Source organism: Geotalea toluenoxydans JCM 15764 (assembly GCF_001311985.1).
Taxonomy (GTDB): domain Bacteria; phylum Desulfobacterota; class Desulfuromonadia; order Geobacterales; family Geobacteraceae; genus Geotalea; species Geotalea toluenoxydans.
This window is the reverse complement of the sequence record NZ_BBCJ01000006.1, coordinates 29,520-43,667: the sequence shown is the minus strand read 5'-3', so window position 1 is coordinate 43,667 and position 14,148 is coordinate 29,520. Positions and strand designations below refer to the sequence as shown.

Annotated in this window: 10 protein-coding genes and 3 pseudogenes; 10 read left to right on the top strand and 3 right to left on the bottom strand. The window is 52.4% G+C overall.

What is annotated here, in order from left to right; translation table 11 throughout:
* Positions 1 to 3 precede the first annotated feature (3 nt).
* Positions 4 to 480, bottom strand: coding sequence for a tRNA (cytidine(34)-2'-O)-methyltransferase (locus JCM15764_RS04920; RefSeq protein WP_054693442.1), 477 nt, complete (start codon positions 478 to 480; stop codon positions 4 to 6).
* 80 nt (positions 481 to 560) lie between these two features.
* Between JCM15764_RS04920 and trpB the strand changes: the two are divergent.
* The 4 genes and pseudogenes from trpB to JCM15764_RS04905 all read left to right on the top strand — a co-directional run bounded on the left by trpB (position 561) and on the right by JCM15764_RS04905 (position 4,726).
* Positions 561 to 1,750, top strand: a pseudogene (gene trpB / locus JCM15764_RS04915) (tryptophan synthase subunit beta).
* Positions 1,751 to 2,212: 462 nt separating this feature from the next.
* Positions 2,213 to 2,728, top strand: coding sequence for a transglycosylase SLT domain-containing protein (locus JCM15764_RS04910; protein ID WP_243688425.1), 516 nt, complete (start codon positions 2,213 to 2,215; stop codon positions 2,726 to 2,728).
* A 95-nt stretch (positions 2,729 to 2,823) separates the two neighbouring features.
* Positions 2,824 to 2,985, top strand: coding sequence for an ATP-binding cassette domain-containing protein (locus tag JCM15764_RS29335; RefSeq protein WP_439645261.1), 162 nt, complete (start codon positions 2,824 to 2,826; stop codon positions 2,983 to 2,985).
* Positions 2,909 to 4,726, top strand: coding sequence for an ABC-F family ATP-binding cassette domain-containing protein (locus tag JCM15764_RS04905; protein ID WP_439645260.1), 1,818 nt, complete (start codon positions 2,909 to 2,911; stop codon positions 4,724 to 4,726). Before JCM15764_RS29335 ends, JCM15764_RS04905 begins: the two co-directional genes overlap by 77 nt.
* A gap of 81 nt (positions 4,727 to 4,807) precedes the next feature.
* Here JCM15764_RS04905 and JCM15764_RS04900 read toward each other — a convergent pair whose 3' ends face one another.
* Together JCM15764_RS04900 and JCM15764_RS04895 are read right to left on the bottom strand one after the other, a co-directional pair.
* Positions 4,808 to 6,247: a multiheme c-type cytochrome gene (locus tag JCM15764_RS04900; protein WP_243688379.1), complete on the bottom strand. Its 1,440-nt coding sequence runs from the start codon at positions 6,245 to 6,247 to the stop codon at positions 4,808 to 4,810.
* Entirely contained in the window at positions 6,211 to 6,618 is a 408-nt protein-coding gene (locus JCM15764_RS04895) for a hypothetical protein (RefSeq protein ID WP_054693199.1), read from the bottom strand. The genes JCM15764_RS04900 and JCM15764_RS04895 overlap by 37 nt, the downstream gene beginning before the upstream one ends.
* Before the next feature lie 234 nt (positions 6,619 to 6,852).
* On the opposite strand from JCM15764_RS04895, the gene JCM15764_RS04890 reads away from it, so the two are divergent.
* From JCM15764_RS04890 to JCM15764_RS04865, 6 genes and pseudogenes are all read left to right on the top strand, one after another.
* Positions 6,853 to 8,211: a hypothetical protein gene (locus JCM15764_RS04890; RefSeq protein WP_054693196.1), complete on the top strand. Its 1,359-nt coding sequence runs from the start codon at positions 6,853 to 6,855 to the stop codon at positions 8,209 to 8,211.
* A 33-nt stretch (positions 8,212 to 8,244) separates the two neighbouring features.
* Positions 8,245 to 8,604: a hypothetical protein gene (locus tag JCM15764_RS04885; protein ID WP_054693193.1), complete on the top strand. Its 360-nt coding sequence runs from the start codon at positions 8,245 to 8,247 to the stop codon at positions 8,602 to 8,604.
* A gap of 94 nt (positions 8,605 to 8,698) precedes the next feature.
* Positions 8,699 to 10,927 (top strand): annotated as a pseudogene (locus JCM15764_RS04880) (methyl-accepting chemotaxis protein).
* Positions 10,928 to 10,942: 15 nt separating this feature from the next.
* Positions 10,943 to 11,736 (top strand): annotated as a pseudogene (trpA, locus tag JCM15764_RS04875) (tryptophan synthase subunit alpha).
* A 142-nt stretch (positions 11,737 to 11,878) separates the two neighbouring features.
* Entirely contained in the window at positions 11,879 to 12,727 is an 849-nt protein-coding gene (gene accD / locus JCM15764_RS04870; protein WP_054693190.1) for an acetyl-CoA carboxylase, carboxyltransferase subunit beta, read from the top strand.
* Between the two features lie 126 nt (positions 12,728 to 12,853).
* Positions 12,854 to 14,125: a bifunctional folylpolyglutamate synthase/dihydrofolate synthase gene (locus tag JCM15764_RS04865; protein ID WP_243688378.1), complete on the top strand. Its 1,272-nt coding sequence runs from the start codon at positions 12,854 to 12,856 to the stop codon at positions 14,123 to 14,125.
* The last annotated feature ends 23 nt before the right edge of the window (positions 14,126 to 14,148 follow it).

Below are 14,148 nucleotides of genomic sequence, written 5' to 3'. Positions count from 1 at the left end.
TTTTTATTTGCCTTCCAGGCTGCCGGTCTGACGCAAGGCTTCGTAAAGTACGATGCCCGCAGAAGTTGACAGATTGAGACTGCGCACCTTGCCGAAAATGGGGATACGTACGGACGTTGCCGGGTTTGCCTCGATAAGGTCTTCGGGCAGGCCCTTTGTTTCCTTGCCGAAGACGATGAAATCGCCGCACCTGAATTCCAGTTCCACGTATGTCTTTGCCACCTTTTTACTGGTGTAGATGAACCGTCCATTGGGGTAAGCAGCTTTCAGTGCATCCAGGTCCGGCCAGTAATGTATTTCCACCTCGCTCCAGTAATCCAGACCTGCCCTTTTCAAGGTCTTATCATCGGTGGAAAAACCGAGTTTGCCCACCAGATGCAGTATTGTACCTGTCGCCCCGCAGAGGCGGGCGATGTTGCCAGTATTGGGGGGAATTTCCGGTTCCACCAGCACGATATTGAAAGATTCATTTTTAACCATTTCCATACTCCCGTTGCCGGTCTTGCAAATTTTCATTTCTGGGGATATGATGCAGCCTCATTTCAGTTCTGGAGGTCCGTGTGAGAGTCCCTGACAGCAAAGGACATTTTGGTCAGTTCGGTGGCAGATATGTTTCTGAAACACTGATGCCGGCCCTGCTCGAGTTGGAGCAGGCATATAAATATTATAAAAAGGACAAAAAGTTCAAGGATGAATTCGCCTATTACCTGCACCAGTATGTGGGGCGACCGAATCCACTCTACTATGCAGAAAAATTGAGCAAGAAACTGGGTGGCGCTAAAATCTACCTGAAGCGCGAAGATCTTAACCATACCGGAGCCCACAAGGTCAACAATACAATTGGCCAAGGGCTTCTGGCACGACGCATGGGGAAAAAAAGGGTTATTGCCGAAACCGGCGCCGGGCAGCATGGTGTCGCCACGGCAACCATTGCCGCTCTTTTTGATATGGAATGTGAAGTATTCATGGGAGAAGAGGATATTCAGCGGCAATCTCTGAATGTTTTCCGCATGAAGCTCCTCGGCGCCAAGGTTACGCCGGTTACTGCAGGCACTGCCACTCTGAAGGATGCCATGAACGAGGCTATGCGGAACTGGGTGACCCATATCCAGACCACCTTTTATGTGATCGGCACCGTTGCCGGCCCCCATCCTTATCCGCTGATGGTCCGTGACTTCCAGTCCGTCATCGGCCGTGAGGCGAGGAAACAGCATCTGAAGGTTGAAGGAAAGCTGCCCGACTACCTTGTGGCGGCGGTTGGCGGGGGAAGCAACGCCCTCGGCCTGTTTTATCCATTTATGAACGACAGGGATGTAAAAATGGTGGGTGTTGAGGCAGCCGGCTATGGAATAGCCACCGGCAAGCACGCGGCACCGTTGTGTGCCGGGACCGTCGGCGTTCTCCATGGTAACAAAACCTACCTGCTCCAGGATGAGTTCGGCCAGATAGCCCATGCCCATTCCATTTCCGCAGGTCTTGATTATCCCGGAGTCGGTCCCGAGCATGCCTGGCTGAAGGATTCCGGGCGTGCGGAATACGTGTCGGTAACCGATGATGAGGCGCTGGAAGGATTCAAGCTCCTGACCAGGGAAGAGGGAATCTTGCCTGCACTGGAGTCATCCCACGCCATTGCCCATGTCATTAGACTGGCACCGACCCTTCCCGTGGATAAGACTATAGTGGTCTGTCTCTCCGGCAGGGGGATAAGGACATCCATACCGTTGCTGGTGTGATGGGAGTTGAGTTGTAAAATAGTGTTATGTTGTTGTAACTATTTGAAAATACAAGTGAAGTTCAGATTTTGGTTTGACATGCGGAAATTTTTATTGTATAAGAGGGCACCCTGCCATAATGACAGGTGAGAGAGAAAGGACCCGGTGAGTGGGTCCTTTTGGCGTTTAAATGGGGCAGGAAAAAATTGCGGCTTGCAAATAAACGGGAATCTATTATAATGCACTCATAATGAGGATGGATTAATCCTTAAATCCAAAGAAAGGAGATTTTGGCCGGAAACGATACTGGGAATTCTGAGGGTCGCATGGACCAGCCGGCAAAGCCTGATAAAACCGACACTCTTTATTATGAAAAAAACAATTTTGATTTTGGCAGCAATGCTTCTCATGGGGGTATCGTGCGACAAGTCTCATGTAAACCAGGCTCAAGCGCCTGTTGTTGGCGGAGACACGGAGTCGATCGCGAGATTCGCAAGGTGATGGAAAAAGGGATAAACCTGGAGGAAAGAAGGCGCCAGGTCCCCGCCATAGCCGCGGCCTTTGCCCGCCGGACCAATCCGGAGCGGGCACGCTGGCTGGCCGCACTTTGCTACTTGAAAACACTTGGGACCTCATTCATGCCGATGGATTTGGCAGAAATTGCCTTGGCAGAGACAGGCAACCATAGGCTTTCGGCAAGGGCCGTGTCCCATAAAGGTGCCCTTGGCGTATGGCAGCTGATGCCGTACAGGGCAAGGAGCCATGGCTATGAGCCTGAAGACATGGCTGACGATGAAAAATGTGCCGCTGCCGCAGTTCGAGAACTGCTGAGCAAGATGGACATGGCCAAGGGAGACCTGGTCAGGGCAAAAAAACTATACTGCGGAGTGGGGCCGGCTGCCAATGCCTATGAGACCAAACGCCGCCAGTTCCGCAGGGAAATTCTCGATGAGCTGGGTAAATTAGGGCTCAAAGAGGCAGTGGTAAAGCAATATAAGGCAGAACAGCCTTCATAACCGGAATACGAATCCGGTGTTGCTGACAAACTGAATGTGCTATGCTGGGCGGGTCCGAAAGGATTCGCCCAGTTTTTTTTGAAAGAGAAAATTAAATGAATGTTATAGATGTCGTTGGTCTGGAAAAGAGTTTCGGTGCCAGGAAGGTCATTGACCATATCACTTTTGCCATTGGTGAAGATGAAAAGATCGGTCTCATCGGCAGAAACGGCGCCGGTAAATCAACTGCTCATGATCCTCGGGGGGCTGGAGGATAGTGAAGGCGGAGTTATAGCCACTAAACGCGGCGCAACAACCGGTTATCTGTCCCAAGAACCGGCACTGGACCTGGATTTGACCGTGGCCGAGGAGATCGAGCGTGGACTGAAAGAAATACGTCAGGCCATGGCAGAGTTCAATGAGCTGTCTGCTCGAATGGCGAGCGGCTCTCCGGATATGGACCGCCTTTTGAACAGGCAGGGGGAGCTTTCCGGCTGGATAGAGCATCACGGGGGGTGGAACACCGACTACCGGGTTGCGGAAATAATGACCCATCTCCAGCTTCCCGAACCGGACCAGCGGATCGCTGAACTTTCCGGCGGCACCAAACGACGGGTGGCTTTGGCCAAGTTGCTTCTCGAGGCGCCCGACCTGCTCATGCTGGACGAACCCACCAACCATTTGGATGCGGATACCACTCAATGGCTGCAGGAATATCTCAAGAGTTATCCTGGGGCGGTACTGCTCATTACCCACGACAGGTATTTTCTCGATCAGGTGGCAACCCGGATGCTGGAGCTGGATGAAGGCGTGATTTCCTCATTCAGCGGCGGCTATACCAATTATCTGGAACAGAAAGAGGAGCAGCTTCTTCAGGAAGAACAGTCACGTTCGCGTCTTTTGAACCTGCTGCGCGTGGAAACCGCCTGGATCAGGCGCGGAGCCAAGGCCCGATCCACCAAACAGAAGGCCCGCATCGACCGCTATCACGCCCTGCAGGAAAAGAACGTCGTTCAGCAGGCAAAGGACAGCAGGATTGCCTTCACCACCGAGGAAACCCTTGGCGGAACAGTCCTGGAATTTCACGCGCTCACCAAATCATTCGGTCCGCGAACACTTCTGTCAGACTTGACGTTCCTGATGAAACGGGGGGATCGCATCGGTATCATCGGTCCCAATGGTTGCGGCAAGAGCACCCTGTTGAAGATGATCATGGGGGAGGAGTCACCCGACAGAGGCTCCGTCACCGTCGGCAAAAAGACTCGCGTAGCTTATTTTGATCAGACCCGCGACATACTTGACCCTGAGCAGACGATTTATGATTTCCTCGGGGAAGGAGATTATGTGCAGGTTGGACCGGACAAGCGCCATAAAATCGGCTACCTGGAGGACTTTCTCTTTTCTGCCTCCGATCGAAGACGTAAAATCGGCACCCTTTCCGGGGGAGAGAAAAGCCGCCTCATAATGGCAAGGCTGATGCTTCAGGATGCCAACCTGCTCATTCTCGATGAGCCGACCAATGATCTGGACATCCCCACCTTGCAGCTGCTTGACGAGTCGCTGTCCAGTTTCCCTGGCTGTGTCCTGATGGTTACCCACGATCGTTTCTTTTTGGACAAGGTGGCCACCGGCATCCTTGCCTTTGAGGGAAACGGCAGGGCCGTCTTTTACGAGGGGAACTACAGCCATTATCGGGAACTTAAGGAGCAGTCACGGCTTGAGGAGAAGAACGCAGCACATAGGGAAGAGCGCAAACCTGCCAAGGCCAATTCTTCTGAGCCTAAAGTTCGAAAAGGCTTGACCTATGGGGAGCGTCTCGAACTGGAAAAACTGGAGCCGCTGATTGAAGAACTTGAGCAGCAGAAGGCATCTCTTGAAGCAAAACTGGCCGATCCTCTGGAATACGCAAAGTCGGCAGAGGGAATTGCCGGACTTTCAGCTGAGTATTCGAAGCTTGAGCAGGAATTGGCTGGCAAGTATGCACGGTGGGAAGAGTTGGAGATGAAGAAGGAGACGTGATTAATGGAAAAACTGAAACTGCTCTGGTAAAAAAGCCCATCCTTGACTGCGGATGGGCTTTTTCGTCAAGCAGCGGATTCTTTATGGACGTGGTCCACCCGGTCCGCCAATCAGGTATCGGATTGCATTCTGCTGCATTGTCAGCAGTTCTGAACCTGAGTAGTTAACGCTGCTGTTCCAGGGGTTTTTGGCGGTAGCCAGGCTGTTGATGGCCGCTTCCACATCATTGTTGAGCACGCCGTCGTTGAGCCAGTCGATGGAGTCATAAATGAGTCGTCTCACATATCGATCATTGTGAGCATAGGCGCCCCAATCGCTTTTAAGCACGTTATAGTTGGTGTAAGCACCCATGGTGTTAGGTCCGCTGGCACTGCCGTAGAGTCTGTTCCAGTTGTAATTCGTCGGTATTCCCCAGCTTGTTGTAGTTCTGGAAACCACAACTCCCTGCTTGTAGAACAAGCCGTAAAGTGCAGTAATTGCCGTCTGGAAACCGGAACGCTTGCCCTGAAGTTTTGTCGCAGTCCAGGAATTGGCGCCGGTATGGCATTTACTACAAGTCCGGCTTACGAGACTGCCGATAACTCCGACGGTCGGGTTTGTTTCTGTGGGCTCTGTGGAGAATGCAACCGGCCTGAAAGAATGGGATTCAGTACTGTTCATGTGGCAGGAAATGCAGGGACCAAGGTTGCCGGTGGCATTAGTATTCGATACCCCAATCTTGCTATGGAGAAAAGCAGCAGAAGAATAATCGCGCCCCGCATACTCATAGCCGATTTTCTGAAACAGAGTAGCTGCTCCCGGAAAGGCATGTGCGCTGCCGATGCTCGTACTGGTGCTGAAGTTGAGGAAATACGGAGCACCCGCTGCAATCGTGATCATGTTGCCATAACCCCTTCCGGCGTGACAGCTGATGCACATGTTGGACGGGCCTGAATCCGGATAGTAGACGAGGTTGTTGTTAAATTTGACAGGAATACTGGTCTGGAGCGAAACGGCCCTGGCGCCGGGATTTGTAGCGGTGCTGCTTCCCGAATAGTTATAATAGATATACACCTGAGGAACCGTCCGCAGCTTAAAGCTGTAGGCATTGCCATTGCCGTCGTCATGACAGGCGTTGCAGGCGGTGACTTCTTTGGTTGTATCTGTGGAAAGTGCAGGATACTGTGCAATCTGGAAGCCCGGGCCGGCAAAAGGACGCTGAACCGTAAATCCAGAAGAGACGAAATTTACATAGCCGGTTGTGGTGTGGCAGCGGACGCAGTTACTTTCGAAAGTAGTATTCACTGGCTGGTAAGTTCCATAGGTTTTGAAATCCCTTGATGCCCGCGGTGAACCCGCAGTATCGCCGTGGCCGCTCTCCGCCCATTGTCGCCCGATTTCCAGTGCTGTTGAGGTATCATGGGGGTTATGACATTTCCGGCAGTTGCCGATGAAATTGGAACTGACGTAAGAGGCACGGCCACGCACATTCGTAAGACTTGCCGTCATATTGCCGAAGTGCTGCGGAGCGTTAAGCAACATGGCATCATTCGTGTGGGATAGACCGTGGCACTTGTAGCACGTGCTTGCCTGCTCCGGGTTATGGAACTCCAGGCCCGAGGCAGTCGACCCGCCATGCAACCGCCACAGTTGTTTGGGTGTCCGTTGCCGCTGCCGTGGCAGTCGATACAACTTGCTCCGTGCATGGTATTGTGTGCCGAACGGGCCCATTCATCATTGATTTTGGCGCCGGTCACCGATGAAATGGAATCGGAGGTATTATGGCAGGTGATGCATTTCTCAGAGGCGGCAAAAGCTGATACCGCCTGGTTGGCGGTGTTGTCACTGCCACAGCCTGTCATTGAGACCAGCAGTGAGAATAAAAGCAGCGGTAACAGATAGGAAATTCTCATTCATTTACCTCCTTTAATCAAAAAACAACACTTGTAATTGCCGTCAACTGTTTCAGGTGAAATGTATAAGTTAAATTACTGTTTTAGTAAATAAATTTCTTACAGCATGAGGTCGGCGGTTGACTTAAGTCAGGCAATATTGTAATAGTGATTAGCTCAATTTATGTTAAATGGCGCATTTTTAAAAGCTTTCTGTGGTTAATGTATTGTTTTTAATTCTGTAAGGGGGTTTTCATGCTAAGCCAAATAAAGGTTGCCCTGCTTGTGCTAGTGGCAGCAGCGTTCATGCTGGTAAACATCAATACTGCCGATGCAATACCTGCTTTCAGCCGACAACACAAAACAGAATGTTCCACATGTCATACCATATATCCGGAGCTCAATGAGTACGGCGAGGCATTTCAGAAAAACAGCTACGTCCCGCTCGCCAAGCAAGCAGAGGCTAAAGTTCCGGCGCCTGTCGCCGATGTTCAGGTCTCTGGCGAAGGCGACCCCGAACTACTGGCAAAGCTGAAGTCACAGGCAGCTTCCGGTAAAGGTGAAGCAACAAAAGTAGAGGAGCAGAAGGTAAAAGGTAACGAGGGGCTGTGGCTTGCCGGTATCCCGGAGCTACTTCCCGTTTCCTTCAGGGCAACCCAGAACGTTGTCTATAATAATGATGCTGCCGACAATCACAAATTCGATTTCGCCACCCGCACCTTTGTTCTTAATGGAGGAGGCTCATTCCGGGATAAATTCGGATTTTATGCCGCATATATCCTCTCCAGCCATGCGGAGAGCGATGCCGATGTGGACAAACTGCACGAGCTTTTTGTCCAGTGGCGAAATCTTCTAGATACTCCTTTAAACATCAAGTTTGGCCGCTTCGAGCCTAGACTCAACCTTTGGAAGTCGAACAACAAGATTACTACTGCATCCACATTGGCACCTCTTTCTTACAGTGTTGCAGGCGTATTTCCGACCCGGTTTACCCAGACCTCAAGTCAGGACGCCCTTGAGGCGAATGCCGTCCTCTGGAAGAGACTCTTTGTCGCAGGCGGCATTGTCGACCGGGATGGCCAGGACCGAAAAGAAGGCTATGGCCATGTCTCTTTGAAACTGGGCGGTTCCGATTTCCATGGTAACGAGCCGGAGATGGACCTGGACACCGAGAGTATCTTTGACTATCTGACGGTTACCTTTGGCGGCTTCGGTTATGCGGGGCGCAATACCACGGACGACACCGGATTTGGCATGCAGAACCGTTTTTACCGCGCTGGTGGCGATATGGATCTCCAGTACAAACGGCTGAGGATCAAGGTGAGCGGTGTCCACGGCTGGGATGAAAATCCTGATTACAGCAGCACCCCTGTGGAGAGGGATTCCGTTGTCGTCGGCTCCGAGGCCGAATACTACCTTGGATCACCGATCGACGCCGCGGTGCTTTTCCGTTATGAATACCAGGATGACGGGTTGGAGATTACCCGCCGCTATGTGCCCGCTGTAGTTTACACACCACTGCAGAACGTCAAACTCTCCCTTGAGTACCGATATGAAGACATGCAGGAGAAAATTTTCCGAATTGCCCTTCTTGGTGTAACGTACGCTTTTTGATAACAAGTCAAAGTATTGCGGAGGAATTATCAAATGAATAAAGTGTTTTCTTTTCTGGTTTTATTCTGCCTTTCTACGACCGCTGCCCACGCCGGGCTCAAAGTTATCGGCAGAGGGGACAGCATGCGGCTTGATCCTGCAAAATTCCCACCGGCAATGAAGGCTAATTATGAGATCATGAAAACCAAGTGTGTGAAATGCCATACTCTGGAAAGGACAATCGTGGCCATTCAGACGGGAGTTGCCCCCATATCCGGACAGATCTTCGACCGGAACGCGACCAAGGCCTATGGCGTGAAAATGCTGCGCAAGCCCGATTCCAACATGAGCAAGCCGGAGGTCAAAGCTACAGTTGACTTGATGAACTACCTGCTTAATGAAGCTGAACACTAAACTTTCAGCCCGATACTTATACGGAACCATAAATATCCAGCAAGTCCGTACCTTGTAATAGTTTTGAAATCACGGGGGTTCGCACGTGAAAAATATGAAACTCAGTTATCGCCTGGTTGGCTCCTTTCTGATCATGGCCCTGATTGTCGCCTTGACCGGTGCCTTTGGCTCATGGAGCATGAAAAAGGTGGGGGATCAGATCCAGAACATCATGCAGAACCTGGCAAGCCAGCAGAAACTTGTCCTGCTAATGGGGGTGACCCAGAAATACTGCCATGTGAGCCTGATGCAGGCAGCCATGGTTCGCGCAGAAAAGGACAAATTCGAGGAATATGCCGAAGACTATCGCATGAAGCGAGATTTGTTTCGTAGCCAGTGCGAAATCATACTGAAAGGAAATGCCAAACTCGGCATCAAGCCTGCCAAGGCAGGAAGCGTTGTCGAACAGCGGACCAACGCCGCCTTGGCCAGCTGGGAAGAGTTCGAGAAAATAGCTGACGAACTTCTGGCTCACAAGGAGGGCCTGCTGAAAGGCGTGAAGCCTGGTGTCATAGATCAGGCAGCAATGGCTGCCCTGGCTGACAACAGGCTCAACAAACTTGCCCAGGAAGATATTGCCGATGCGATTGAAAAGGCAAAGGCCGACACCGATGATCTGCTCCTTGAGGTCGGAACGCAGATGACCAAGGCGGACAAGCAGGTTCATGAGATTCAAAGCACTTCGGTAATCGCCTTTATCGTTGTGATTATCGCAGCGGTCATTCTCGGTATACTCCTGGGTATCAAAACCACAAGAAATATCGTTACGCGCATCCATTCAATGGCAAGTGCCTTGATGAGGGTGCCGATGGAAATCTTACCACAAGGGTGGCCGTTGATTCCGGCGACGAGTTGGGAAAACTTGGTGCGGATTTCAACGTCATGGCTGCAAAGCTCTCCGTGGTGGTCGGTAAAGTCAATAGATCTGCTGCCGAGCTCACCTCTATCTCAGGTACAATAAATGAATCATCCCAGAAGGTTGTCGATACTGCCAGAATACAGGCTGACAGTGTCAACAACACTTCGGCTGCGATTTCCCAGATAAATACCTCGGTCAAAGGGGTTGCCAGGGGTGTGGACAGCCTGTCCCTTTCCGCCTCCGAAAGCTCTTCCTCTATTCTGGAAATGGCCGCCAGTGTCGAAGAGGTAGCCCAGAATGTCGAAACCCTTTCCCATTCCGTGGAAGATGTCAGCTCCTCCATTACCCAGATGGCCGCATCCATCAAGCAGATCGGCAACGGGGTGGTGAGTCTTCTTGATGTGGCCACGTCAACTGCTTCGTCGGTCATGGAAATGGATAGCACCATCAAGCAGGTGGAAAGAAATGCCATGGAGACGGCAGCTATTTCCGATGAAGTCCGCAAGGATGCTGAAACCGGCAAGGAAGCCGTTGAGGCTACCATCGAAGGTATTGATGAGATCAAGCGTTCTTCCCGCATTACCTACGAAGTTATTGATACTCTCTCCGGACGGGCCAACGATATTGGCGCCATTCTTTCAGTTATCGACGAGGTGGCGGAGCAGACAAATCTTCTGGCGCTCAATGCAGCCATTATTGCGGCTCAGGCTGGGGAGCACGGCAAGGGCTTTGCCGTTGTGGCCGATGAGATAAAGGAACTGGCCGAACGTACCAGCAGTTCCACCCGTGAAATCGCCCTGGTCATCAAGCAGTGCAGGATGAGACTCGCCGGGCGGTGCAAGCAATGGCGCAGGCCGAAAAAAGCATTGCTGACGGCGAACTCCTGTCCCAGAAATCCGGTGAAGCGTTAAACAAGATCGTAACCGGCGTTCAGAAGGCGACGGAGCAGGTGGATGAGATAGCCCGCGCCACTGTCGAGCAGGCAAAGGGCAGCCAGATGATCCGCGAAGCCATGGAGCAGGTGGCCGAGATGGTGGAGCAGATTGCCAAGGCCACGCGCGAGCAGGGGCAGGGAAGCGAATTGATTATGGCTGCCGTGGAAAAAATGAAGGCACTCACCGGACAGGTCAGGTCTTCTACCGGGAGCAGAGCAAGGTTGGCACTTTCATTGCCAAGTCAACTGAAAATATAACCGACATGATTCAGCAGATAAAGCGAGCCTGTGATGAACAGAACCGGGGCAGTGAGCAGATTGTTGTTGCCGTCGAGGACATTCAGCAGTCGACCCATATCAACCTGGAGGCCACCGGTGCCATGAAAGAAGCGGTTTCCGGCCTTTTCCGCCAGATCGAAGTCCTGCGCAAGGAAATGGACATGTTCAAGGTGGACGAGGAAGAAGTTACTGAACTTGAGGAAACGGCATAATTCGGAGAACTCATGATGGGCAGAATTGACAATACCTTTGCCAAGCTGGCAGAAAACAAAAAAAAGGCGCTGGTAACTTTTATTACCGCCGGTGATCCGGACCTTGAAACAACCGAATCGCTGATCATCGATCTGGAGAAAGCAGGCGCCGATTTGATAGAACTGGGGGTTCCATTTTCGGATCCCATGGCCGACGGTCCCACCATACAACTGTCTTCGGAGCGTGCTTTGGCAGCCGGTACCACTTTGCCAAAAATTTTAGCCACAGTAAAATCGGTACGCAGAAAGACCCAGATACCCATTATTCTCATGGGATATTACAATCCAATTTTTCTTCACGGAGTCGAGCGATTTGTTTCTGATGCCGTTGCTGCCGGTGTGGACGGGGTTCTGCTGGTCGACCTGCGCCGGAGGAAGCCGGTGAATTCAAGGCCATTGCCGACAGGAGCGGATTGGCGGTTATCTTTCTACTGACTCCAACTTCCGATGAGGAACGGATCAGGAAAGTGGCGCACCTGGGAAGTGGTTTCATCTACTACGTCTCGGTTACAGGTGTTACCGGCGCCAGGTCGAGCGTAGCCGAAAATGTGTTTTCCGACGTGCAAAAGATCAGGAACCGGGTGACTCTGCCTGTGGTTGTCGGATTCGGCATTTCCGACCCGGCTCAGGCCGGTAGCATAGCCTCGGTTGCCGACGGAGTAGTTGTCGGTAGTGCCCTTGTCAGGCAGTTCGAACAGTTCAGCGGCAAAGAGCTCCATACGAAGTTGTCAACCATGGTTTCAGCCCTCAAGGCAGGCATTGCGGCGTGAAACTTACCATCATAACCTCTGAAGTCCTTAGGAAATCCATCGTCGCTTCCATAAAAATTGACTTGGCACATCCTTTCTGCTAATAGAACATTTCATTTTCAATAAAACCAACCCGGCAAATGATGCCATGAAGAGGGCAAATATGGGCTTGTTCAGTAAACGTAACGGCGTTCAGGCGACTACCGAAAAAAAGAGGGTCCGTGTTCCGGAAGGGCTCTGGACGAAATGCCAGAGTTGCGGCGAAGTCATCATATCCAAGGACATCGAGAACAATCTCAATGTCTGCCCGAAATGCAATTTTCATTTCCGCATTTCGGCACGGAAAAGACTTGCCATCCTTCTCGATGAAGGGAGTTTCGTCGAGCACGATGCAAACATCGTGTCGGTGGACTGCCTCAACTTCAAGGATTCGAAAAGCTACCAGGAACGTATCAATGCAGCCGTTGCCAAAGGGGGCTCCAAGGACGCCATCATCTGCGGCGAAGGAAAGATTGAAGGAACGCCGCTGCAGGTTGCCGTCTTCGATTTCTCCTTCATGGGGGGCAGCATGGGGAGCGTGGTCGGCGAAAAGATAACCCGAGCCATCGAACGGGGTATCGAAAAACATACCCCGGTGATAATCATCTCTGCATCGGGAGGGGCGAGGATGCAGGAGAGTATCCTGTCGCTGATGCAGATGGCCAAAACCTCTGCGGCACTGGCCAAACTGAAGGAGAAGGGGCTACCCTTTATTTCCATCCTCACCGATCCCACCACCGGCGGTGTAACTGCTAGCTTCGCCATGCTCGGAGACATCAACATGTCCGAGCCCAAGGCACTCATCGGTTTTGCCGGTCCGCGGGTCATCGAACAGACCATCCGCCAGAAACTGCCGGCCGGTTTCCAGCGGGCTGAGTACCTCCTTGACCATGGCATGGTCGATATCATTGTCGAGCGCAGGGAGATGCGCCAGAAACTCTCCCAGATGCTGAAGATGTTGTACCGGCAATAATTCAACGTTTTGTCGGTGCCGGGACCAACGCCCCTGCTTTTCGGATGAATGGCAGGGGTTTTCCATATTCGCTCACCGCAAATCTGTAGACTTTTCCACGTGCTTTCCCTATAATTCCGGCCTGCCATGACCTATCAGGAGATTCTCAACCACATATACGGCCTTGGCCGTTTCGGTATCAGGCCTGGTTTGGACCGAATAACCGCCCTGCTGCAAGCCCTGGATAATCCCCAGTCAACCTTCAAATCCGTTCACGTGGCCGGTACCAACGGCAAAGGCTCCACCTCGTGTTTTATGGCATCCATGCTTGCTGAGGGGGGCTATCGCGTCGGGCTTTTTACCTCACCGCATCTGATCAGCTTCACCGAGAGAATCCGCATCAATGGCAGGGAAATTTCCGAAGAGGACGTGGTCAGGCTGGGGCAGAGAGTGCTGTCGGCAGCACCGGCGGAAACGACTTTTTTCGAAATGGTCACTGCCATGGCCTGTCTTCATTTTGCCGAACAGAAGGTGGATTTGGCTGTCATGGAAGCAGGCATGGGGGGAAGCTTTGATGCCACCAACGCCCTTGACGGCATTCTCTCGGTCATTACTCCTGTCTCTATTGACCACAGCGAATATCTGGGGTCATCCATTGCTGCCATTGCCAGAGAGAAAGCGGGCATCATCAAGGCCGGGCGACCGGTGGTCATTTCCCCCCAAGAGCCTGACGCAAGGGGGGAACTGGAAATGCGTTGCCGTGAACTGGACAGCCCCCTCTATTGCTGTGGCAGAGACTTTGACGCGGAGTGGCTGGAAAACGGCCTTTCCTACAAAGGGCGGTCCATTTCACTGGCAGGCCTCAGGCCGGGACTTTGCGGCAGCTATCAGAAATTCAATGCTGCTGTAGCTCTGGCCGCAGTGGAGGCCCTTGGCCAGGCGGGATTTTCCGTGGCAATGACTGCCATGTCTGCCGGGATCGAAGGGGCAAAGTGGCCGGGCCGGATGGAGATGATAACTACTTCACCCCGCATACTCCTTGATGGAGCCCACAACCCGGCCGGAAGCACGGCACTGGCTGGTGCCCTGTCTGAAATCCCACGCAGGCGGCTGTTGCTGATCGTTGGCGTTATGGGGGACAAGGATCTGGGGGGCATTCTCGGACTATCCTGCCTTTCGCCGATGAGGTCTTTGCCGTGGCACCTTTGTTGCCGCGGGCTCTCCCTGGGGTTGAACTTGCAGAATTCTGCCGTCGACAAGCTGATGGCCCATGATGCGGGGAGCGTGGCGGCTGGATTGGCTGCTGCCCGGAGCAGGGCCGGGGCCGATGACCTGATCCTTGTCTGCGGGTCCCTCTTCACGGTGGGTGAGGCAAGAGCCACCCTTTTTTCCCGGCAATTCGAGCCGTTCCGCGGTTGAAAGCAGTATGAATATCGGCCCAA